Here is a 21,320-nt window from a genome sequence, read left to right on the forward strand (position 1 = left end):
TGTCGCGGAACACATTCGCGGTGCGAGGAGAGCACGATGAGTACCGAAACGAACGCTCCCAGTCCGCCGGAAACGGACTGGGACAAAGCCCATGACAGCGCGGAGTTCAAGGAACTGCGGGCTCGGTTGCGCCGGTTCGTGTTCCCCGTCTCGGCGCTGTTCCTTCTCTGGTACCTGCTCTACGTGCTGCTCGCCGACTACGCGCACGGCTTCATGAGCACGAAGCTGGTCGGCAACATCACCGTCGGCCTGGTCTTCGGTCTGCTGCAGTTCGTTTCGACCTTCGTGATCACGGGGCTCTACGTCCGCTACGCGAACAAGAAACTCGACCCCATCGCGGAGAAGATCCGCACGGACATCGAGAGTGAGACCAAATGACCCTCGCCGCCGGAGTCGAGGGCAGCAGCCCCGTACTCAACATCACCATCTTCGGCCTGTTCGTGCTGGTCACGCTGTTCGTCGTGTTCCGGGCGAGCCGCAACACGAAGACGGCGTCCGACTACTACGCCGCGGGCCGCGCGTTCACCGGCCCGCAGAACGGCGTCGCCATCGCCGGCGACTACCTGTCCGCCGCGTCGTTCCTCGGGATCGCGGGTGCGATCGCCGTCTACGGCTACGACGGTTTCCTTTACTCCATCGGCTTCCTGGTGGCGTGGCTGGTGGCGTTGCTGCTGGTCGCGGAGCTGCTGCGCAACACCGGCAAGTTCACCATGGGCGACGTGCTGGCGTTCCGGATGAAGCAGCGCCCGGTGCGGGCCGCGGCGGCGACGTCCACCCTGGCGGTCTCGTTCTTCTACCTGCTCGCGCAGATGGCGGGCGCCGGTGGCCTCGTCGCGCTGCTGCTCGGGATCGAGAGCAAGGCCGGGCAGGCCGCGATCATCGTGATCGTCGGCATCATCATGATCGCCTATGTGCTCATCGGCGGGATGAAGGGCACCACCTGGGTCCAGATCATCAAGGCGGCGCTGCTCATCGTCGGCGCGCTGGCGATGACGCTGTGGGTGCTGGGCATGTACGGCTTCAACCTTTCCGCGCTGCTGCAGGGCGCCGTGGACAAGGCGGGCAAGGCCGGTGAGGCGCTGCTCGGGCCGGGCAACCAGTACGGGAAGACCGGCACCACGAAGCTCGACTTCCTGTCGCTGGGCATCGCGCTGGTCCTCGGTACCGCGGGTCTGCCGCACGTCCTGATGCGCTTCTACACGGTGCCGACCGCGAAGGAAGCCCGCCGTTCCGTGGTGTGGGCGATCGGCCTGATCGGCGTCTTCTACCTGTTCACCCTGGTGCTCGGTTACGGTGCCGGCGCGCTCGTCGGCGCGGACAAGATCAAGGCCGCGCCCGGTGGCGTGAACTCGGCGGCCCCGTTGCTGGCCTTGGAACTCGGCGGCCCGATCCTGCTCGGCCTGATCGCGGCGATCGCCTTCGCGACGATCCTCGCCGTGGTCGCGGGCCTGACGATCACCGCGTCGGCGTCGTTCGCGCACGACGTCTACGCCAACGTGATCAAGAAGGGCAAGGCGACACCGGCTTCGGAGGTGAAGGTCGCCCGGATCACCGCGCTGGTGATCGGCGCGGTCGCGATCCTCGGCGGCATCCTCGCCAACGGGCAGAACATCGCGTTCCTGGTGGCGCTCGCGTTCGCGGTGGCGGCGTCGGCGAACCTGCCGACGATCCTGTACTCGCTGTTCTGGAAGCGGTTCAACACCCAGGGCGCGTTGTGGAGCATCTACGGCGGTCTCGCGGTCTGCATCGTGCTGATCATCTTCTCTCCGGCGGTCTCGGGTAAGCCGGTCGACGCCAAGACCGGCAAGAGCGCCTCGATGATCCAGGGCGTCGACTTCCATTGGTTCCCCCTGGACAACCCGGGCATCGTCTCGATCCCCGTGGCGTTCTTCCTCGGCTGGCTCGGCACCGTGCTGTCCAAAGAGCACAACCAGAAGAAGTACGCCGAGATGGAGGTCCGGTCCCTCACCGGCGCGGGCGCCGAGAAGGCCGTCGCCCACTGATCGCCGGGACGGTGCGGCCGGCATCCAACGCCCCCGGCCGCACCGTCCCGGTTCCCATTTCCCCTAGTACGGCAGTTTCCCCGCCGCGAGCCCGGTCAGCTTCGCCCGGAGATCGGCGCGGACCGACTTCCAGAGCCCGGTGCCCAGCGAGATCCGCGCCACCCCCAGTGTGGCGAGCGCGGAGAGATCGGGGCCTCCGGGCACCGGAGCGGCGTTGACCGCCGCCGGCGCGACCGCCTTCACGAACTCGCCGAGCACTTCCGGCGACTTCACCATGATCGGGTAGACGCAGTCCGCCCCGGCCTCGAGATACGCCTTGGCCCGCGCGATCGCGTCGTCCAGGACGGCCCGCTCGTCGGACGCGCCCAGGAAGACGTCGACGCGGGCGTTGATCACCAGCGCGTCTCCGGCGGCCTCGCGCAACTCCGCGACCCGTTCCGCCTGCGCCTCCAACGAGCGAACTCCGCCCGACGCGTGATCGGTGTCCTCGTAGTTGCAGCCGACTGCGCCCGCCTCGGCCAGCCTCGCCGCGAGTTCTCCCGCTTCGAGCCCGTACCCGCCTTCCGCGTCGACGGTCACCGGGACCGAGACCGCCCGCGCGATCCTCGCGGCCGCCGCGAACATCTCGCCGGCGGGTGCGTCTTCCCCGTCTTCGTAGCCGAGGACCTTGGCCACGGCGAAGGAACTCGTCGCCACGACCGGGAACCCGGCGGCTTCCACAAGACGCGCGCTGTCGGCGTCCCACGCGTTCGGCAGGAGGAGCGGCTCGCCCGCGACGTGCAGTTCCCGCAACCGCGCCGCGGTCATTCGGCTCGCTCGGGCAGCGGCGCGTGGCTGGTCACGCACATCCGGTTCCAGCTGTTGATCGCGATGGCCTCCCAGACGACGGCGCGGTACTGCTCCTCGGTGAAGACGCGGGTGGCCTCTTCGTAGACGTCGTCCGGGACGTCGTGCAGGGTCGCGACGTTCGTGATCGCCTCGGTGAGCGCGAGCGCGGCGCGCTCCTGCTCGGTGAACAGTTCGGTCTCACGCCAGCCCTGCAGCACGAAGAGCCGTCGAGGTGACTCGCCCATCTGCAACGCGTCGTGGGAGTGCATGTCGAGGCAGAACGCGCAGTGGTTGATCTGCGACGACCGCATCTTCACCAGTTCGAGGATCTTCTGGTCGACGCCGGCGTTCGCGGCGGCCTTCTCGACTTCGGCCTGCAGTTTCGCCATGGCCTGGTAGATCTCGGGCACTCGTTTGCCCACGTGGATTCGCTCGGTCATACCTGTGAATCTAGTGGCGACTGGCCCACGAGTATGGTCCAGTCACATGGCGGAATCATGGTCCAGTTCGGGAATAGACGTCCATCTGGACTGGCGCCCCGAGAGCGGCCGGACCGGGCTCGCCGCAGCGATCCGCGCGGCCATCCGGGAGGGGCGCTGGCAGGCGGGCGCCGCGGTGCCCTCGACCAGGGCGCTGGCGCGGGACCTCGGGGTGGCCAGGGGGACGGTCACCCGCGTCTACGCCGACCTCGCCGCCGAGGGATACCTGCGGACGGCACAGGGCGCCCCGACCCGCGTCGCGACGGCGGGCGCACTGCCCGCGTCGCCGCCGAGGCCAGTGCCCCGCGACCCGGCGCCGCGCTGGGATCTGCGCCCCGGCAGGCCGAACCTGTCCGCGTTCCCGCGGTCAGCCTGGCTCGCGGCGACCAGACGGGCGCTGCACCAAGCGCCGATGTCGGCGTTCGACTACACGGCCGAATCCGGCGCGGCGGAATTGCGGGAGACGCTCGCCGCGTATCTGGCCCGCAGCCGTGGCGTGATCGCCGACCCCGCCCGCATCCTGGTGTGTTCGGGGTTCTCGCACGCGATCGCGATCCTGGCGCGGGTCCTGCACGCGCGCGGCGCGGACGAGATCGCCTTCGAGAATCCGTCGCTGCACATCTACCGGAACATCGCCGCCGCCAACGGCCCCCGCGTGGTCGGCGTCCCCGTCGACGACCACGGGATCACGGTGTCCGCTTTGGACAGTCCGGCCGTCGTGGTCACCCCCGCGCACCAGTACCCCCTGGGCGTCACCCTCGAGCCTCGGCGACGGGCGGAACTCACCCGCTGGGCGGAGGAGACCGGCGCCCTCGTCATCGAGGACGACTACGACGGCGAGTTCCGGTTCGACCATCAGCAGGTCGGCGCGTTGCAGGCGCTGGCACCCGAACGCGTCGTGTATGTGGGCACGACGAGCAAGACACTCGCGCCGTCACTGCGCCTGGGCTGGATGGTGCTGCCGCGGTTCCTGGTCGAACCGGTACGCGCGGAGCTGGCCGCGAGCGGGGCGCGGCCCGCGCTGCTGGACCAGCTGGCGATGGCCGAACTGATCGAATCGGGCGCCTACGACCAGCACATCCGCCGCTGCCGCATCGAATACCGCTCCCGGCGGGACAGGCTGCTCGCGGCCCTGCCGGATTCCGTGCTGCCGCAGGGGATCTCCGCGGGGCTGCACCTGGTGCTCCAGTTCCCCGGCGAGGTTCCCCGGGAGATGGAGGTGCTGGCCGCCTGCCGGCGTCGCGCTATCGGGCTCGAAGGACTCAGCGGCTACTGGATCGGCGAGCCTCGGCGCGAAGGCCTCATCATCGGGTATGGCGCCGCCGCGAAGCACGCTTTCGGCGGCGCCACCCAGGCCTTGCGCGAGGCCATCTTCGAGGTCACCTAGCCCCGAACCCTCGCAATTCGTCACCTACTTGCGATGGTGAGAAATACGCACTATCGCAACCAGGTGACGAATTGCGCGGGTCAGCAGAACCAGGGGCGCGCCCGGAGGATGTCGGTCTTCAGGACGGGAGCGCCGTCGACCGGGGCGGGGTTCTCCGGAGTCGGCTTGATGCCGCCGGCCGCGACGTCGTCGAGGGTTTCGAGGCCTTCGTGGCCGACGGTGCCGAAGATCGTGTAGTTCGGGCGCAGCGCGGAGTCGCCGTACACCACGAAGAACTGGCTTCCGTTCGTCGCCGGGCCCGCGTTGGCCATCGCGAGGACGCCGCGCGCGTACACCTTGCGCTCGCCGGTCGGGTCGGTCGGGGCGGGCGGCAGGCCGACGGGCAGTTCGTCCTTGTACTTGTAGCCGGGGCCGCCCTCGCCGGTACCGCTCGGGTCACCGCACTGCAGCACCTTCAAGGTCGGGTACGCGGTCAGCCGGTGACACGTCGTGCGGTCGTAGAACCGGTGCTTCGCCAGGTGCAGGAAGCTCTGCACCGTGCAGGGCGCCTTCGCCCGATCGAGGGTCAGGTCGATCTTGCCCTGGTTCGTCTTCAGCTGGACCGGCACCTTGCCCTGGTTCGGCGTGCGACGGGGGTCCGGCGGCAGCGGGACCGGGCGCACGGCCGGGTCGTCCGGTGTCTCCGTGTACTGGCACGGCCCCTTCGTGACCTTCGGTGGCGCGCCCTCCGCCGACGCCGTTCCGGTGCCGGCCGCGAGCATCAGCCCGGCGCCCAGCACTGCCACAAAGACCTTCGCGATCCTCTGCACGGTTCCTGCCTCCCAGCCGTGGACGAAGAAGAGAGCATAGGGTGAATCCCCGCCGCTCACACAGGTCCGGAAGTAGGTCCGCGGTTAGGGTCGGAGCCGTGGAGATCGCCGAACGACACCAATGGCAGCTGAACGCCCTGACCTTCCTCTACGCGTACACGCAGTACGTCCTGGTGCACGAGAGGGTCATGGCGGGGCTGCCGCCGGAGAAACCGGCCGAACTCGACAAACCGCGCATGCTCAGGCTCGCCAAGGTCGTCGACGACATGATCCTCGACTTCCGCAAGGAGGACGGGCTGAGCGACCTCGAACGGCGCCGGGTCATCCGCCTCGCCAGGGAGATCAAGTCGCACGTCCGGGAGAAGTGGCCGCCTCGCGACCCGTCGCTGACCGAGTGGATCGCCTCGGCCGCGGCGCACTTCTACTGCGAGGAGCACATCAACAACGGCTACGTCCGGATGGGCCGCGTCTTCGACCCCGACATGGCCGACAGGTTCCTGGAGCGTGTGGAGTTCTGCCGGGGGCAGACCGTCACGATCACGAATTACGCCCACAAGGTGGCCGACGGCGAGCAGCTCACCTACGGCGAGACCAACCAGCTCGAGGTCTGGAAAGAGGACGCGATCGCCCATTTGGACAATCTCGACAGCGACTTCGGCGACATCAAGATGTACGTCGAATTCTGACCGCTGCACGGACGGCCAGACTTGCCTGTCCCAACGTACCCGCGAAACCGCGGGAAATTGACACCGGCCTCGCACGATCGAGATGCTCGTTCTCGCCCGAAGCACACTCCTTTCCCTTCGCTGAAGGAGAATTCCGTGATCTCGAGCAAGAAGAAGGCCCGGCGCATCCTGGCCGCGGCGGCCGCCGCTGCCGCCGCGTTCAGCCTGCTCGTGCCGACCGGCACCTCGTTCGCCATCGACCACATCCCCTGTCGCGACGGGGAGAACTTCCTGAAGATCTGGTCACACCTCGGCGGGAGCACCAGCGTCGACTGCTATGCCAACCGCGGGAGGATCGGCTTCGGGGGCTGGTGGATCGACAGGATCTACACCGGCAACAACGACCTGATCTACTACGACAGCAATGGCGCTGACGTGAGAATCAACCGGTGGACCGATATCAGTTTCCCGAATCGTCCGCCGAAGGTCCGTGTCATCGAAATCCTCTGAACGAATCCTCGTGAGTGGTAAGGACGGTTCTAACCGTCCTTACCACTCACGAGCGGAGGTCGGCTATCAGTTCTCCGGCCGCGGCGAACGGGTCGAGTTTCCGTGCCACCACGCGTTCGGCCAATTCGGCGAGCCGGTCTCCGGAGCGCAGATCGACGAGTTCCGCGCGCAGCCGCTGCACGGCGATCGCCTCGACCTCGTCCCGGGCCCGCGCCGCACGACGGCGAGGCAGTTCGTCGCGCCGGACCAGCCAATCATGGTGTTCGTCGAGCGCGCGGACGACGTCCTCGACGCCCTCACCACGAGAGGCCACCGTTCGCACGATCGGCTGACGCCAGCTCGGACCGCGGATCTCCCGGCGTACCAAGGAGATCATCTGCTTGAGGTCGTGCACGGTGGCGTCCGCGCCCTCACGGTCGGCCTTGTTGACCACGAACACGTCCGCGATCTCCAGCACGCCCGCCTTGGCCGCCTGGATCCCGTCGCCCATCCCGGGCGCGAGCAGGACCACCGTGGTGTCGGCCAGTTTCACGACGTCCACTTCGGACTGACCGACACCGACGGTCTCGATCAGCACGACGTCGAACCCGGCCGCGTCGAGCACGCGGACGGCCTGCGGGGTCGCCCACGACAGCCCGCCGAGATGACCGCGGGTGGCCATCGAACGAATGAAGACGCCGGGGTCGGTGGCGTGTTCGGTCATCCGGATCCGGTCACCGAGCAGCGCTCCGCCGGAGAACGGCGACGACGGGTCGATCGCCAGCACCCCGACCCGCAGGCCCCGCGCCCGCAAGGCCGTGAGCAGCGCGGACGTCGATGTCGACTTACCGACACCGGGCGGACCGGTCAGTCCGACGACCCGCGCGTTGCCGGTGTGCGGCGTCAGTTTCGCCGCGACCTCGGGCAACCGCGGATGGGCGTCCTCGACCAGCGACAGCAACCGGGCGATCGCGCGGGGGACGCCGTCCCGCGCGCGACCGACCAGTTCGTCGATGTCCAGCTGTACCGGCAAGGGCTTTACGGAACGCGAAGCAGCAGCGCGTCACCCTGGCCGCCACCACCGCAGAGGGCGGCCGCGCCGAGCCCGCCGCCGCGACGGCGGAGTTCGTGGACCAGGTGCACGGCCAGCCGCGCGCCGGACGCGCCGATCGGGTGACCGAGCGCGATGGCACCGCCATCGACGTTGACCTTCGCCGGGTCGAGCCCGAGCTTGTCGGCCGAGACCAGGCCGACGGCGGCGAACGCCTCGTTGATCTCGACGAGGTCGAGCGCGTCCGCGGTCAGCTTCTCCTTGGCCAGCGCGGCCAGGATCGCGTTCGACGGCTGCTCGTGCAGGCTGGCGTCCGGACCGGCGACGACACCGTGCGCGCCGATCTCGGCGAGCGGGGTCAGGCCCAGCTCCTCGGCCTTGGCCTTGCTCGCGACGATGACCGCGGCCGCGCCATCGGAGATCTGCGACGCCGAACCGGCGGTGATGGTGCCGTCGGAGGCGAAGGCGGGACGCAGCTTCGCCAGGCCCTCGGCGGTGGTGTCGGCGCGGACGCCCTCGTCCTGGGAGAAGACGACCGGGTCGCCCTTGCGCTGCGGGATCGTCACCGGCGCGATCTCGGCGTCGAAGCGGCCCTCGGCGATGGCGGCGGCGGCACGCTGGTGCGAACGCGCGGAGAACTCGTCCTGCTGCTCACGGGTGACCCCGTAGCGGCTGTTGTACTTCTCCGTCGAGGCGCCCATCGCGACCTGGTCGAAGGCACAGAACAGACCGTCGTAGGCCATGTGGTCGACGAGCGTGGTGTCGCCGTACTTGAAGCCCGCGCGGGACTTCGGCAGCAGGTGCGGCGACTGGGTCATCGACTCCTGGCCACCGGCCACGATCAGGTCGAACTCGCCCGCGCGGATGAGCTGGTCGGCCAGCGCGATGGCGTCGAGACCGGAGAGGCAGACCTTGTTGATGGTCAGCGCCGGGACGCTCATCGGGATACCGGCGGCGACCGCGGCCTGGCGGGCGGGGATCTGGCCCGCGCCGGCGGTGAGCACCTGGCCCATGATCGTGTACTGGACCGCGTCCGGCGAGACACCGGCCTGCTCCAGCGCCGCCTTGATGGCGAATCCACCGAGTTGCGCGCCCGAGAAATCCTTCAAGGAACCGAGCAATCGCCCGATCGGTGTACGGGCGGCACCCAGGATCACGGAACCGGACACGGCGTCCTCCAAGCATCGGCGCAAGGGCAAAGGGGGTCTTCGCGACCATACCCGGGTCGCGGGTCTCTTGATGGAGCCAGTGTGAGGCGGCGCACGCCGGGCCGCTCGCCCGCGCACCTATCCTGCTCTGCATGAACCAGGCGCTGAAACCGTTCGTGACGGCCATCGACCACGTCGGCATCGCGGTACCCGACCTCGACGCCGCGATCGCCTTCCACACCGGGCATTTCGGCCTGGAGGTCGCGCACGAGGAGATCAACGAGGAGCAGGGTGTCCGCGAGGCGATGCTGCGCGCGCCGGGCACCGCCGGGACCGAGACCGCGATCCAGCTCCTCGCGCCACTGCGCGACGATTCCGCGATCGGCAAGTTCCTCGCGAAGAGCGGCCCCGGACTGCAGCAGCTCGCGTATCGAGTGTCCGATGTGGACGCCGCCGCCGCGGCGCTGCGCGCGCAGGGACTCAGGCTGCTCTACGACGAGGCGAAGCGCGGCACTGCCAATAGCCGGGTGAACTTCGTTCACCCGAAGGACGCCGGCGGTGTGCTGGTGGAACTGGTCGAGCCCGCGAAGGACGGTCACTGACCGCGTGTCAGTGCCTCGGCGATGAAGAGGACCTCGCGCTCGATCTGGGCGGGATCCTCTTCATCGTCGTTATGCCGTGCGGTCGCGTGCCGGTGGCTGAGCGCCCGCGCGAGCAGCCCGGACGCCGAATCGACGTCGGCGGCGGCGATCTTCCCGCCGGTCGCGGCCACGATCACCGCCTGCACCTGTCGGACGAGTTGCTGAAAGCGATCGGCCAGCGCGTCGCGGACCGCGCGATGCGTGTCGGCCTCGCGCCACAACAGGTGTGACAGCGCCAAGGACCGGTTGAACCGCCTGTCGAGTTCCACGACAAGGCCGCGAAGGCTGCCCGCGAGGTCGCCGGGGACCACCACGACGGCCGGTTCGATCCGGGCGTCCGGCAGTTCGGCGACCAGCGCGGCCAGCAGGTCCGACTTACGCCGGAAGTAGTAGTGCACCAGGCCTTTCGGCACACCTGCCCGCTCCGCGATCCGTGAAGTGGGGGTGGCTTCGAAACCGGATTCGGCGAAGAGCGCCTCCGCGGCCCGCAGGATGCGCTGTTTCGCCGAATCCTCTGTCACGCCGTCTCCTCCTGGGTCAGTGCTGCCCTGCCGTCCTGTGCGTCGCCTGGGCGATCGGCATCGCAGCCGCCCCGGCCACCACGGTCAGGACACCGCCGATCCAGGCCGTCCAGGACGCGCCCGTCAAGCCGGCGTACCCCATCACCCAGGGCGAAATGAACAGCAGTGCGCCCAGGACGATCTGGATGCCTTCGCCGTAAACCATGCCAGGCATCGCCAGTGACGCGAGGCCGTCGAGGGCGATCAGCGCGCCGAGGACGACAAGCGTCCACAGAGCGGTGTTGTCCGTGGTCATCCAGAGGGGTGAAAGCGCGACGACGACACCGATGACCACCTCCGCCCAGTCATGGGGACGGGTCCAAGGGCGCGTCGTGGGTTCATTCATGCGTGCTCACCTCCGAAAATCGACTGAACCTGCAGGTCGGAGAGATCTCCACGATCGATGGTCCGCTTGATTGGCCGGCCGGTCAAGACGGGTCGATAACACTTCGGAATGTGGACGTGCTCCACGTCTCGTACAGTTGTGGACTTGGTTACCCGTGAGTAATTTAAGGCGCCAACACGCCGTCACCCCTTTCGCGGAGGTTCCGATGACGCAGCTCGGCGAGATCCAGCAGGCCATTCTGAACGATGACCTCGGCGCCGTGGCGTCGCTCGACGTGCCGGAGACCTATCGCGGGGTGACCGTGCACAAGGACGAGGCCGGCATGTTCGAAGGCCTCGAAAGCCGGGACAAGGACCCGCGCAAGTCGCTGCACGTGGACGAGGTCCCGACGCCGGAACTCGGCCCCGGCGAGGCGCTGGTCGCGGTCATGGCGAGCGCGATCAACTACAACACCGTCTGGACCTCGATCTTCGAACCGGTCTCGACGTTCAAGTTCCTGGAGCGCTACGGGCGGCTTTCGCCGCTGGCGAAGCGCCACGACCTGCCGTACCACGTCGTCGGCTCGGACCTGTCCGGTGTCGTGCTGCGCACCGGCGCCGGGGTGCACAACTGGAAGCCGGGCGACGAGGTCGTCGCGCACTGCCTCAACGTGGAACTCGAAGGCCCGGACGGGCACAACGACACGATGCTCGACAGCGAGCAGCGGATCTGGGGTTTCGAGACGAACTTCGGCGGGCTCGCCGAGATCGCGCTCGTGAAGGCGAATCAGCTGATGCCGAAGCCGGACCACCTCACCTGGGAGGAGGCCGCCTCCCCCGGTCTGGTGAACTCCACGGCCTACCGCCAGCTCGTCTCGCGCAACGGCGCCGACATGAAGCAGGGCGACGTCGTGTTGATCTGGGGCGCTTCGGGCGGCCTCGGCTCCTACGCGACGCAGTACGCGCTCAACGGCGGCGCGATCCCGGTGTGCGTGGTCTCCAGCCCCGAAAAGGCGGAGATCTGCCGGAAACTGGGCGCCGAGCTGATCATCGACCGCAACGCCGAGGGCTACCGGTTCTGGAAGGACGAACACAACCAGGACCCGAAGGAGTGGCAGCGGTTCGGCAAGAAGATCCGCGAGCTGACCGGTGGCGAGGACCCGGACATCGTCTTCGAGCACCCGGGCCGCGAGACCTTCGGCGCGTCGGTCTACGCCGCGCGCAAGGGCGGCACGATCGTCACGTGCGCGTCGACATCGGGCTACATGCACCAGTACGACAACCGCTACCTGTGGATGAACCTGAAGCGGATCATCGGCAGCCACTTCGCCAACTACCGCGAATCGTGGGAGGCGAACCGGCTGATCGCGAAAGGTCTGATCCACCCGACGCTGTCGAAGACCTACGCGCTCGAGGACACCGGGCAGGCCGCGCTGGACGTCCACCGCAACGCGCATCAGGGCAAGGTCGGCGTGCTCACCCTTGCGCCGGAAGAAGGTCTGGGTGTCCGGAACCACGAGTTGCGCGAAAAGCACATCGACGGGATCAACGCGTTCAGGAACGTTTAGCGCCCCGGAACGCGCTTTCGCCGCGCGTTGCGTGGGTGCTCACCCTTCCGTGACTCCAGCTCGACTACGGTAGAAGGATGAGCCTTGGCGAGGAACGGGAGCTAGTGCCGCTGGGAGCCGGCTTCGACGTGGCGAAGCGCGGTTACAGCCGTGCGCAGGTCGACGAACATCTCGAACGGCTGGACGCCGATCTGAAGATGCTCACCGCCGATCGCGATGCCGCCATCGGACAGGCGGGCGACCTGGCACGGCAGCTGGAGATCGCGCGCGGCGAGATCGCGGATCTGCGCGGGCAGGTCGACAGGCTCGCCCAGCCGCCGACGAGCGTCGAAGGCCTTTCCGAGCGCCTGCAGCGCATGTTGCGGCTCGCGCAGGACGAGGCCGCCGACACCAAGGCGCGCGCGGAAGCCGAAGCCGGGCACATCCGCGCCAAGGCGGAGACCGACGCGAGCGCCATGCGGGCCCGCTACGAGCAGCTGCTCAACGAGCTCGACCTCCGTCGCAAGGAGATGGAGGCCGAGCACCGCGGCGTGCTGGAGAAGGCACGCGCCGAGGCGAAGGACATCACCGACAAGGCGAAGGCCGAGCGCGACAAGCTCGACGCCGAATCGCAACAGCGCCGCGCGCAGGTCGAAGAGGACTTCGAGATCGCGATGGCGTCGCGGCGCACCGAGGCCATGCACGCGCTGGCCGAGCAGGAGGCCGCGAGCAAGGCCGAGGCCGCCCGCCGCGTCCGCGAGGCCACCGAGGACGCCGCCGCCATCCGCGCGAAGGTGCTCGAAGAGGAGACAGCGGCCAAGGCCGACATCGAGCGCCGTCAGCGCGAGTCCGTCGCCGACGCCAACAAGCGTAAGCAGGACTCGATCACCGAGGCCAACGCCCGGCTCGCCGAGGCGGCCGACGAGGCACGCCGCCGCGTCCGGCAGGCCACCGAAGAGTCCAACCGGCGGATCACGCAGGCCACCGAACGGGTCGAAGCGCTCCGCAAGGTGCGCTCCAGCCTTGCCGAGCAGGTCCGCACCGCGCGGACCGCGCTCGCCGAGGCGACGCACGTGCTCGGCGACGAGCCGCACGTCCCGGCGGACCTGAAGGCGAAGCCGTCGCCCGACTCGGAAGCCACCGTGCAGATCCGGACGGCCGATGTGCCGAAGGCCACATCCGGCGCGAAGCCCTCATCGCGACCTGCGGCAGCGCAGAAACCGACTGGCGAGTAACCTTTTCACCCGACCGTGCTCGCGACGGCCTGCGGGTCCGCCGGAGAGCGGTTATCGTCGCTGCTCGCGCGCAGGTGCGGGCTGTCAGATCGGTGGAGGTTGCGGATGGCTGCATATCGGACCGTGGTCGTGGGCACGGACGGATCGGATTCCTCGTTCGCCGCGGTCGACCGGGCGGCGGGTGTCGCCGGGGACTCCGGAGCGACCCTGGTCATCGTGTGCGCCTACTACCCCGCCAACAAGGGCGACGTGGAGAAGGCGCAGGACGTCCTCGGTGACGAGGCGTACCAGGTGGTGGGCTCGGCACCGGCCGAGGACACCCTCCTGTCCGCCCGCGACAGGGCGGCGAAGGCCGGGGCGAAGACCATCGAGACCGCCGCTGTCGTCGGCGACCCGGTCGACTCGCTGCGCAAGGTCGTCGCCGAGCGCTCCGCGGACCTGCTGGTGGTCGGCAACCGCGGGCTGAACACCCTCGCGGGCCGCATCCTGGGCTCCGTGCCCTCCGAGGTCGCGCGGAAGTCCGGGGTGGACGTGCTCATCGTCCACACCACCTGATGCCCGAACCCGGCGAGATCTCGCCCGACGCGCTGCAACAGCGCCTCGAACGGATCCTGCTCGGCGGAAAGCGCAAGTACACCCGGCTCGAAGTCGCCGAGAAGGCAGGCGTTCCCGAGGAGCGCTCTCGGCGGCTTTGGCGTGCGCTGGGCTTCGCGACGGTCGATGACGACGAGGTCGTCTTCACCGACGCCGACATCGACGCGATCCGCACGGCGGACCAGCTGATGAACTCGGGTCTGATCGATCCGGGCATCGAGCTGGCCGTGACGCGCGCGCTGGGCCAGCACCTTTCGCGGCTCGCGGAATGGCAGGTCCACATGCTGTGGACGATGATCACCGAGAACAAGGAGATCGGCAGCAGCGAACGGCAGATCGGGCGGCTCGTCGAACGGCTGCTGCCCGAGCTGGAGAAGGTGCAGGAATTCGTCTGGCGCCGCCATCTCGCCGCCTACGCCGGCCGGGCGCTGGCCCTGCCGGACGAAGACCTCGAAGCGAGGACAGAGGTGGTCGGGTTCGTCGACATGGTCGGCTACACCCGGCTGACCAGGCAGGTCGACGAAGAAGAGCTGACCGACATCCTCGACCGGTTCGAGTCCGTCGCCACCGAGGTGGTCGCCGATCACCACGGGCGGATCGTGAAGATGATCGGCGACGAGGTCCTGTTCGTCGCCGATTCCGCCGTGGACGGCGCCGAGATCGCCCTCGCCCTGTCCGAACGCGCCGACGCCGACGAGACCCTGCCCGCGGTGCGCGCCGGCCTGGCGTCGGGCCGGATCCTCAGCCGGTTCGGCGACGTCTACGGCTCGGTCGTGAACCTCGCCGCCCGCCTCACCTCGACCGCGCGACCGGGCACCATCCTGGTGGACAAGGAACTCGCCGGGGAGCTCTCGGGATTACCGCAGTACGAGGTACGCACGCGGCGGCCGGTGTCGGTGCGGGGGTACAACCGGCTGCGGCCTTCCTCGCTGCGCCGGGCGCGAGACCGGCCTTCGGGCATGTTCGCGTCCTCGCAGCAGCTTGCCGCGGAGATGCTGGGACTGGCCGATGCCACTCCGGCTCCCGACCCCGTCGCGGACGAGGCCGAGGACGCCACCGCGGACTCGTTGCCGCCTCGGCCCAGGCGGCGACGGCGTCGCTGACCCCCTGCCGGGAGAGCAAGGGACCTTTGCTACCGCCCGCCTCCCCCTGCCGGGAGACATCCGCGAAGAGCGAAGCCGTCAGGCGGGCAGCACGGCGTACTGCCGCACATAGAGGTCGGTGTAGGTGACCGGACCGCGCGGGCCGGGGACCTTGTCCAGGTTGATGCCGGTCTCGGGGACGGCGAGGAGCTTGAAGCCGTCGAGCAGCCGGGTCGGGGCGTTCCAGAAGACGCCGGTGCCGGTGTACGCGTCGAAGAACGCGTCGGCGGCTTCGCTGCTTTCGGTCGCGATGCCGGCGGCCAGGCCTGAGGTCCGCTCATTCGCGATCTCCGCCGCTTCGGGAAGGCCCGAGACCTTCGCGACGGTGACGGTCGCCTCACGGTCCGAGTCGAGCGCCCATTCGTAGCCGATGGCGTGCTCGTGCGGGGCGAGCGAAGGCGTGACGCCGCGTTCAGCCAGTGCGCCGGAGATGCCGGGCCAGACGCGGTCATGGGCGTCCTCGTGGATCAGCAGCAGGTTCAGCCGGTTGCAGACACCGAGCCGGTCGAGGCTGTTGAAGACCAGGTCGCGCACCTTGTCGGTGTCGGCCGCTTCGTCGACGTACAGCACGCCACCGCCGTCTGCGTGGGCCAGCGTGCGGACGCCGTGGACGGCCGCCTCGGTGGCCAGCGCCCGGGTGCTGTCACCGCTGCCGCGCAGGATGACCAGCGGTACGAGCGCGGGGAAACGGACCAGCGCGGAAGCCGCTTCGCGTTCGGCGCGCGGCACCAGCTGGATGACGTCCGCGTCGATGCCCGCCTCGGAGAGCGCGGGCGCGATCACGGTCTCGCGCAGGCGCTGGGCCGAACCGAGCGCGGCGGAGCCCGTGCGGAGCACGCCGCCGTTACGCGACTTCACCAGCTGCGAGGCGACGTCCACCGTGACGTTCGGGCGCGCCTCGTAGTTCGCGCCGATCACGCCGACCGGGCGGCGGCGTTCCACGAGCCGGAGCCCTCCATCCAAAGTGGACACGTCGACGGACCGCTCCTGGTGCGGCGCACCCGCCAGGAGACGGAGCTGTTCGGCCATGCCGGTCAGCCGCTCGGGGGTGATGGTGAGCCTGTCGAGCAGGCCCGCGCTCATGCCGTCTTCGCGCGCCTTGGCGATGTCGGCCTGGTTCGCCTCGAGCACGACGCCGGCGTGCTCGACCAACTTGTCAGCCATGGCGTTCAGCGCGGCGTCGATCGCCTCCGCGGAGGCTGCCGCCAGCGACGGCGCGGCCCGTTTCGCCGATCGAGCGCATTCCTCGACGGCCTTGGCGACCTCGTCCATCTGCTGACTCCTTCCGCACGGAACGAGCCATCAGTCTGCCGTACCGCCCCGGTCAGGCGACGGTCGGCTCCAGCAGCCACAACCCGCCCGCGAAGAGACAGCTCACCGTCAGCACGGCCATCACCAGCACCCACAGCACCGCGGGCATCCCGGTGAGCCTGCCGAGCTGATCGGCGTCGGAATCCCTCGCCGCTCCCCGGCGCCGCTTGATCTGCAGCTCGACCACCGGCCGGACACCGCCGAAAAGCAGGAACCAGGTCAGCAGGTAGACGAAGATCGCCTGGAACCAGGACGGCGCCACCAGCGCGACCAGCCCCAGCACCACCGAGCTGGCGACCACGGTGAACACGCCATAGGTGTTGCGCACCATCACCAGCACGCCCAGCAGCATCAACGCCATCATGATCAGCACCACGGTGATCAGGTCCGACGAGAGCAGCCCCGCGAACACCAGTCCGAGCACCGCGGCCGCCGGGTACCCGGCCAGCGCGGTGAACGCCATCCCCGGCCCCTCCGGTTTGCCGCGGGAGACGGTGACGCCGGAGGTGTCCGAGTGCAGCTTGATGCCCTGCAGCCGGCGGCCGACCAGCACCGCCGCCAGCGCGTGACCCGCCTCGTGGACGAGTGTGATCAGGTTGCGGGCGATCCGCCATGGCCTGCCCGAGAGCACCACGAGCAGTGCGAGACCACCGGTGACCAGGGTGATCGTGCCGGGCGGGGTGGACTGGGCGATGTCGGAAACCGTTTCGGCGGGAGACGAGCTCACCTCACCAGCTCACCACAGGCCGGATATGTCCTGTGTCAGGCGGTCATCGAACCCCCGATCCCGCGCGTGCGAAACTCCGGTCGTTGCGCAGCGCGAAGGCCACCCAGCTGCGGAACGGCCGCCACACCGCGGACAGCTCCTCCAGCTCCTCGGGCGGCGCCAGCGGCAGGTCGTACGCGGCCCGCATGGCTTCCTGCAAGCGGGGCTCGTCGCCGGGGAAGACGTCCGGGTGCCCGGCGCCCCGGATCAGGATCAGCTGTGCCGAGAACGGGCCGATCCCCGGCAGGCGCTGCAGTCGGCGCAACGCGTCCGGGACCGGCATCGCGCGCAGATACGCGGCGTCGAGCAGACCGTCCTTGGCGGCGTTGGCCACCGCGCGCAACCGCTCCGCCTTCACCTCCGGCAGATCGCGCCCGGCCTCCGGCCCGGCCAGTACGTCCGGCGCCGGGAACGACCTGAGGATCTTCCCGCCGACGTCCACCGGCCTGCCGAACTCCTCGGCGAGCCGTCGTTTCACGGTGGCGGCCTGCGACATCCGCGTCCGGTGACTCAGGATCGCCCAGCAGGCCGCTTCATAGGGCGAATGGAACAGCACGGGCCGCAGGCCGGGGTAGGTCTGCTGCAGACGGCGCACCACCGGATCCGCCGCACCGATCCTGGCGAAGCCGACGCCGTCGACGTCCACCGAAAGGATCCGCCGTACCTGCGCGCCGACCTCGACGGCGAGCCCTTCTTCGGCGAAGACCTCCACCTCGATCGAGCCGGGCGATCTCTGTCTGACGGCCGCACCGACATGCTCCCAACCCGCTTCGGCGGGAAAGGCGAAGCGCAGGGTGCCGGGTTCGGCGGCGGCGTCCGCGCGGCACGCGGGTGGGAAGTCGGTCAGGAACCGGATGGACTTGTCGAGGTCGAACGGGCCGCGCACCGGGATGCGGAGCGTGGTCGAGGCGGTGTGCTGCAGGATCGAGCCGGTCATTTCGGGCTCCTTCGGCTGGGGAACGGCGACTCCCTCCGACGTTAGAGACGGCCACCGACAGTTTCGGGTCGCGGCGGCGGGAATGTCGCGAACGGGCCGGTCATGGCAGATTCTCGGGTGACCACCGTGAAGGGAGCAGCCATGCCGGACCATCACGAACGGCTCGTGAGCCTGCTGCGGCCGGACATCACCACCACCGGCGCGGAGAAGGGTTTCCTTGATCTGCTGGGAGAAATCCCGCAGGCGGGGCCACCGACCGGACTCGCGCAGCGGCTGATGCGCACCTCCGCCGTGCCGATGATCTACGAGCGGTACTGGCGCCCGGCGCTGGGCAGGGTCGCGAAAGGACTGGACGGCCCGAGCATGGCGGACGAGGTCCGGATCGCGACCGAAGCGCTCGGTTTGCGCCCCGGCCAGGTCGCGCTGGACGTCGCCTGCGGCACCGGCCGGTTCACCCGTGCCTTCGGCGAGGCGGTCGGCCCGGACGGGCTGTCCATCGGGCTCGACGGTTCGGTCACCATGCTGGAGAAGGCACTCGCCGCGCCCAATCCCGCCTCGGTGACCTATCTGCGCGCCGACGCCGTCGACCTGCCGCTCGGCGATTCCACTGTGGACGCCGTCTGCTGCTTCGCCGCGCTGCACATGTTCGCCGACCCGGACGCGGCGCTGGATTCGTTCGCCCGCGTGCTGAAACCCGGCGGCTCGCTGGTGATGCTGACCAGTGCCCGGCACAGCGATCAGCCGATGCGGCTGGCGGACACCGTCCTCGGCAGGCTGAGCGGACAGCGGATGTTCGACCGCGGCGAGATCGCGGTGAAACTGTTCCGGCGCGGCTTCGACCACGTCGACGAGCGGTACTCCGGTGTCACGCAGATCGTCACGGGCGAGCTAGGAGTTAACATCCGGAAATGATCCGCTCTGAGCACGCTTCGCCGATTCCCCCCGACGACAGCTACCTCCGTTCACTGGTCGAAGCGACCGCGGACGCCGTCGCCGCGGCCGAACCCCTCGGCTCGCCCCATGACGGCGCGGACGCCGCCACGCGAGACGCCGTCAGCATCGAAATCCGCGTGCTGGAGGCGGAACTGGTCGAGCTGAGCCAAGACCTGCACGCCCATCCCGAAGAGGGTTTCGCCGAGCACCGTTCGGTCCGCGCGCTCGGCGACCTGCTCCGGCGGCACGGCCACGAGGTGACGATCGGCGCGGGCGGGCTGGACACCGCCTTGGTCGCGACCACCCCCGGAAGCGGCCCGCACATCGCGGTCCTCTCCGAGTACGACGCCCTTCCCGGGCTCGGCCACGGCTGCGGGCACAACGTCATCTGCACCGCGGGTGCGGGCGGTTTCCTCGGCGCGGCGGCGGTCGCCGAACGGCTGGGCGGCCGGGTCTCGCTGATCGGCACGCCGGCGGAGGAAGGCGGTGGCGGCAAGGAGACCATGGCCCGCGCCGGCGTTTTCGACGACGTCGACGCCGTGGTCATGCTGCACCCGTTCAGCCACGACATCGCCATGCACCCGTTCCTCGGCAGGCGGCAGCTGGAGATGGTGTTCCACGGTGTCGGCGCGCACGCCTCGGCTCAGCCGTTCATGGGACGCAACGCGCTCGACGCCGCCGTCGCCGCATACCAGGGCGTCGCGGCGCTTCGGCAGCATCTGCCCTCCAGCGACCGCGTCCACGGCGTCTTCACCGACGGCGGTGCGCGGCCGAACATCGTCCCCGAACGCGCGGCGCTGCTGTTCTACCTACGGTCCGCGCAACCGGACACGCTGCGCGACCTCGCCGAGCGGGTTTCGGCGATCGCGCGGGGCGCGGCGGAAATGACCGGCTGCGGAGTCGAACTGCTGTGGGACGCCCAACCCGCGTACCTGCCGATCCGGTTCAACACCACCCTCGCCGGACGCTGGTCGGCGCATCAGGTCGACGCCGGCCGCAAACCGCTGCCGCCGGGGATCGTGCCCGAATTCCTCACCGGCTCGACCGATCTCGGCAATCTCTCCTACCGGATGCCCGCGATCCACCCGATGATCGCCATCGCCGGACCGACGACCGCCTTGCACACCAAGGAGTTCGCGGCCGCCGCCGGTTCGCCGGACGGCGATCGCGCGGTCGTCGACGGGGCGCTGGGGCTGGCGCTGACCGCCGTCGACTACCTGGCCGATTCGAAACTCCGCGCCGCGGTGCACGAGGAATTCGAGGCGTCGGGCGGGGCCTTGGACGTCCCCGCGTTCTTCGACTGAGGAAACGCTGAGATTTCTCAGCTGATTCTTCTCAGGAAAGCACTGGGGTATTCCACAGCCGGTTCACAAGTACGGGCGCGAATCTTGTTCCATGACCGAGAACGAGAGTCGGCCCGGCCCCGCCTCCACCGGCGGGCACCAGCCGCCGCACCAGCAGCAGCACCCCGGCTACACCCCTTGGCAGGCCGCGCCGAATCCGCTCTTCACCGCGCAGCCTTCCCCGGCTCCCGCGCCTCGCAAGAAAGGCGGCCGGGTCGCCGTCCTCGTCAGCGCGACGGCGCTCGCCGCCGCACTCGTCGGCGGGGTCGGCGGAGCGGCGATCGTGGGTTTCGGCTCCGCGTCGCCGGCGTCGGGCACGGGTTCGTCCGCGGTCGCCAACGGGCAACTGGCCGGGAACACCACTTCGGGTGACGTCAGCGGGGTCGCCGCGAAGGTGACGCCGAGCGTCGTCCAGGTGAACGTGTCCACCGCGCAGGGTGAGGCCGTCGGCTCCGGCGTCATCCTGACCGCGGACGGCCGCATCCTCACCAACGCCCACGTGGTCGCCGACGCCGAGGGCGACGTGACCGTCACGTTGTCGGACGGCAAGCAGTACAAGGCGAGCGTGGTCGGCGCAGACACGAAGGCCGACATCGCCGTGCTCCAGGCGAAGGACGCGAGCGGGCTGACCCCGGCTTCGCTCGGCGATTCCGGCAAGCTCGCCGTCGGCCAGCAGGTCGTCGCGATCGGCTCGCCCGGCGGACTGCAGAACACCGTGACCACCGGGATCGTGAGCGCGCTGAACCGCAAGCTCGACGAGCTCGGCAGCGGCCAGGAGCGGCGCTCGCCCTACAGCCGGACGACGAACGAGGCCGGGCCGAGCTACACCGCGATCCAGACCGACGCCCCGATCAACCAGGGCAACTCGGGCGGGGCGCTGGTGGACGCGCAGGGGAACGTCATCGGCATCAACTCCGCGCTGTACAACCCGACCTCGACCGGCAGCATCGGCATCGGTTTCGCGATCCCCATCAACGACGCGAAGAAGATCGTCGAGCAGATCGCCGGCTGACCCGGCCGTCTGGACCGCTGTCAGGGGGCGGCCCAGCAGGCGATGTCCGTGAAGGCCTCCTTGAGGGACTCTGGGTCCCTCAAGGAGGCCTAATGGGTTGTGTTCGAGTCTGGTTT

The 21,320-nt window shown here is 69.4% G+C and carries 23 protein-coding genes; 13 read left to right on the top strand and 10 right to left on the bottom strand.

Annotation, left to right across the window (positions count from 1 at the left end; genetic code table 11):
* Positions 1-36: 36 nt before the first annotated feature.
* A complete protein-coding gene (locus H074_RS19185; RefSeq protein WP_007031706.1) occupies positions 37-378 on the top strand; it encodes a DUF485 domain-containing protein in 342 nt (113 codons plus the stop codon).
* Positions 375-2,003 carry a solute symporter family protein gene (locus H074_RS19190; protein ID WP_007031707.1) on the top strand — a complete coding sequence of 543 codons (1,629 nt, stop codon included), beginning with the start codon at positions 375-377 and terminating at the stop codon, positions 2,001-2,003. The genes H074_RS19185 and H074_RS19190 overlap by 4 nt, the downstream gene beginning before the upstream one ends.
* 63 nt (positions 2,004-2,066) lie before the next feature.
* On the opposite strand, the gene H074_RS19195 is transcribed toward H074_RS19190, so the two are convergent.
* Together H074_RS19195 and H074_RS19200 are read right to left on the bottom strand one after the other, a co-directional pair.
* Positions 2,067-2,810, bottom strand: coding sequence for an isocitrate lyase/PEP mutase family protein (locus H074_RS19195; RefSeq protein WP_007031708.1), 744 nt, complete (start codon positions 2,808-2,810; stop codon positions 2,067-2,069).
* Complete coding sequence (locus tag H074_RS19200; RefSeq protein WP_007031709.1) at positions 2,807-3,271, bottom strand: carboxymuconolactone decarboxylase family protein; 465 nt, start codon at positions 3,269-3,271, stop codon at positions 2,807-2,809. The genes H074_RS19195 and H074_RS19200 overlap by 4 nt, the downstream gene beginning before the upstream one ends.
* A 46-nt stretch (positions 3,272-3,317) precedes the next feature.
* Here H074_RS19200 and pdxR point away from each other — a divergent pair, with 46 nt between their 5' ends.
* Positions 3,318-4,697 (top strand): MocR-like pyridoxine biosynthesis transcription factor PdxR, encoded by a 1,380-nt coding sequence (gene pdxR, locus H074_RS19205; RefSeq protein ID WP_007031710.1) that lies wholly within the window; start codon positions 3,318-3,320, stop codon positions 4,695-4,697.
* Between the two features lie 80 nt (positions 4,698-4,777).
* Here the strand turns inward: pdxR and H074_RS19210 are convergent, their stop codons facing one another.
* Positions 4,778-5,458, bottom strand: a complete 681-nt coding sequence (locus H074_RS19210; protein WP_051071957.1) for a peptidylprolyl isomerase — start codon at positions 5,456-5,458, stop codon at positions 4,778-4,780.
* Between the two features lie 146 nt (positions 5,459-5,604).
* Here H074_RS19210 and H074_RS19215 point away from each other — a divergent pair, with 146 nt between their 5' ends.
* Positions 5,605-6,192: a hypothetical protein gene (locus H074_RS19215; RefSeq protein WP_007031712.1), complete on the top strand. Its 588-nt coding sequence runs from the start codon at positions 5,605-5,607 to the stop codon at positions 6,190-6,192.
* Positions 6,193-6,327: 135 nt separating this feature from the next.
* Entirely contained in the window at positions 6,328-6,681 is a 354-nt protein-coding gene (locus tag H074_RS19220) for a beta/gamma crystallin domain-containing protein (RefSeq protein ID WP_007031713.1), read from the top strand.
* Between the two features lie 46 nt (positions 6,682-6,727).
* On the opposite strand, the gene meaB is transcribed toward H074_RS19220, so the two are convergent.
* Positions 6,728-7,693: a methylmalonyl Co-A mutase-associated GTPase MeaB gene (meaB, locus tag H074_RS19225; RefSeq protein ID WP_007031714.1), complete on the bottom strand. Its 966-nt coding sequence runs from the start codon at positions 7,691-7,693 to the stop codon at positions 6,728-6,730.
* Between the two features lie 5 nt (positions 7,694-7,698).
* Positions 7,699-8,880: an acetyl-CoA C-acetyltransferase gene (locus H074_RS19230; protein WP_007031715.1), complete on the bottom strand. Its 1,182-nt coding sequence runs from the start codon at positions 8,878-8,880 to the stop codon at positions 7,699-7,701.
* A 131-nt stretch (positions 8,881-9,011) separates the two neighbouring features.
* On the opposite strand from H074_RS19230, the gene mce reads away from it, so the two are divergent.
* On the top strand, positions 9,012-9,461 hold the full coding sequence (gene mce, locus H074_RS19235; protein ID WP_007031716.1) for a methylmalonyl-CoA epimerase: 450 nt from the start codon (positions 9,012-9,014) through the stop codon (positions 9,459-9,461).
* On the opposite strand, the gene H074_RS19240 is transcribed toward mce, so the two are convergent.
* Together H074_RS19240 and H074_RS19245 are read right to left on the bottom strand one after the other, a co-directional pair.
* Entirely contained in the window at positions 9,455-10,021 is a 567-nt protein-coding gene (locus tag H074_RS19240) for a TetR/AcrR family transcriptional regulator (protein ID WP_007031717.1), read from the bottom strand. The two genes, mce and H074_RS19240, sit on opposite strands and share 7 nt — an antisense overlap.
* 16 nt (positions 10,022-10,037) lie before the next feature.
* Positions 10,038-10,406 (bottom strand): SPW repeat protein, encoded by a 369-nt coding sequence (locus H074_RS19245; protein ID WP_039922799.1) that lies wholly within the window; start codon positions 10,404-10,406, stop codon positions 10,038-10,040.
* Positions 10,407-10,611: 205 nt separating this feature from the next.
* Here H074_RS19245 and ccrA point away from each other — a divergent pair, with 205 nt between their 5' ends.
* The 4 genes from ccrA to H074_RS19265 all read left to right on the top strand — a co-directional run bounded on the left by ccrA (position 10,612) and on the right by H074_RS19265 (position 14,863).
* Positions 10,612-11,952 carry a crotonyl-CoA carboxylase/reductase gene (gene ccrA / locus H074_RS19250; RefSeq protein WP_007031719.1) on the top strand — a complete coding sequence of 447 codons (1,341 nt, stop codon included), beginning with the start codon at positions 10,612-10,614 and terminating at the stop codon, positions 11,950-11,952.
* A 104-nt stretch (positions 11,953-12,056) separates the two neighbouring features.
* Positions 12,057-13,166, top strand: a complete 1,110-nt coding sequence (locus tag H074_RS19255) for a coiled-coil domain-containing protein (RefSeq protein WP_007031720.1) — start codon at positions 12,057-12,059, stop codon at positions 13,164-13,166.
* Between the two features lie 105 nt (positions 13,167-13,271).
* Positions 13,272-13,721 carry a universal stress protein gene (locus H074_RS19260; protein WP_007031721.1) on the top strand — a complete coding sequence of 150 codons (450 nt, stop codon included), beginning with the start codon at positions 13,272-13,274 and terminating at the stop codon, positions 13,719-13,721.
* Entirely contained in the window at positions 13,721-14,863 is a 1,143-nt protein-coding gene (locus H074_RS19265) for an adenylate/guanylate cyclase domain-containing protein (RefSeq protein WP_007031722.1), read from the top strand. The genes H074_RS19260 and H074_RS19265 overlap by 1 nt, the downstream gene beginning before the upstream one ends.
* Before the next feature lie 78 nt (positions 14,864-14,941).
* Here H074_RS19265 and H074_RS19270 read toward each other — a convergent pair whose 3' ends face one another.
* The 3 genes from H074_RS19270 to H074_RS19280 are packed head-to-tail and all read right to left on the bottom strand — an operon-like array spanning position 14,942 to position 17,916.
* A complete protein-coding gene (locus tag H074_RS19270; RefSeq protein ID WP_007031723.1) occupies positions 14,942-16,174 on the bottom strand; it encodes an aldehyde dehydrogenase family protein in 1,233 nt (410 codons plus the stop codon).
* Positions 16,175-16,226: 52 nt separating this feature from the next.
* Entirely contained in the window at positions 16,227-16,940 is a 714-nt protein-coding gene (locus H074_RS19275; RefSeq protein ID WP_007031724.1) for a M50 family metallopeptidase, read from the bottom strand.
* A 43-nt stretch (positions 16,941-16,983) separates the two neighbouring features.
* Positions 16,984-17,916 (bottom strand): DNA-3-methyladenine glycosylase family protein, encoded by a 933-nt coding sequence (locus H074_RS19280; RefSeq protein ID WP_007031725.1) that lies wholly within the window; start codon positions 17,914-17,916, stop codon positions 16,984-16,986.
* A gap of 141 nt (positions 17,917-18,057) precedes the next feature.
* Here H074_RS19280 and H074_RS19285 point away from each other — a divergent pair, with 141 nt between their 5' ends.
* From H074_RS19285 to H074_RS19295, 3 genes are all read left to right on the top strand, one after another.
* Positions 18,058-18,828: a class I SAM-dependent methyltransferase gene (locus H074_RS19285; RefSeq protein ID WP_007031726.1), complete on the top strand. Its 771-nt coding sequence runs from the start codon at positions 18,058-18,060 to the stop codon at positions 18,826-18,828.
* Entirely contained in the window at positions 18,825-20,153 is a 1,329-nt protein-coding gene (locus H074_RS19290; RefSeq protein ID WP_007031727.1) for a M20 family metallopeptidase, read from the top strand. Before H074_RS19285 ends, H074_RS19290 begins: the two co-directional genes overlap by 4 nt.
* 91 nt (positions 20,154-20,244) lie before the next feature.
* Positions 20,245-21,204 carry a S1C family serine protease gene (locus tag H074_RS19295; protein WP_007031728.1) on the top strand — a complete coding sequence of 320 codons (960 nt, stop codon included), beginning with the start codon at positions 20,245-20,247 and terminating at the stop codon, positions 21,202-21,204.
* Positions 21,205-21,320: the final 116 nt, after the last annotated feature.

It is taken from the genome of Amycolatopsis decaplanina DSM 44594, assembly GCF_000342005.1.
Taxonomy (GTDB): domain Bacteria; phylum Actinomycetota; class Actinomycetes; order Mycobacteriales; family Pseudonocardiaceae; genus Amycolatopsis; species Amycolatopsis decaplanina.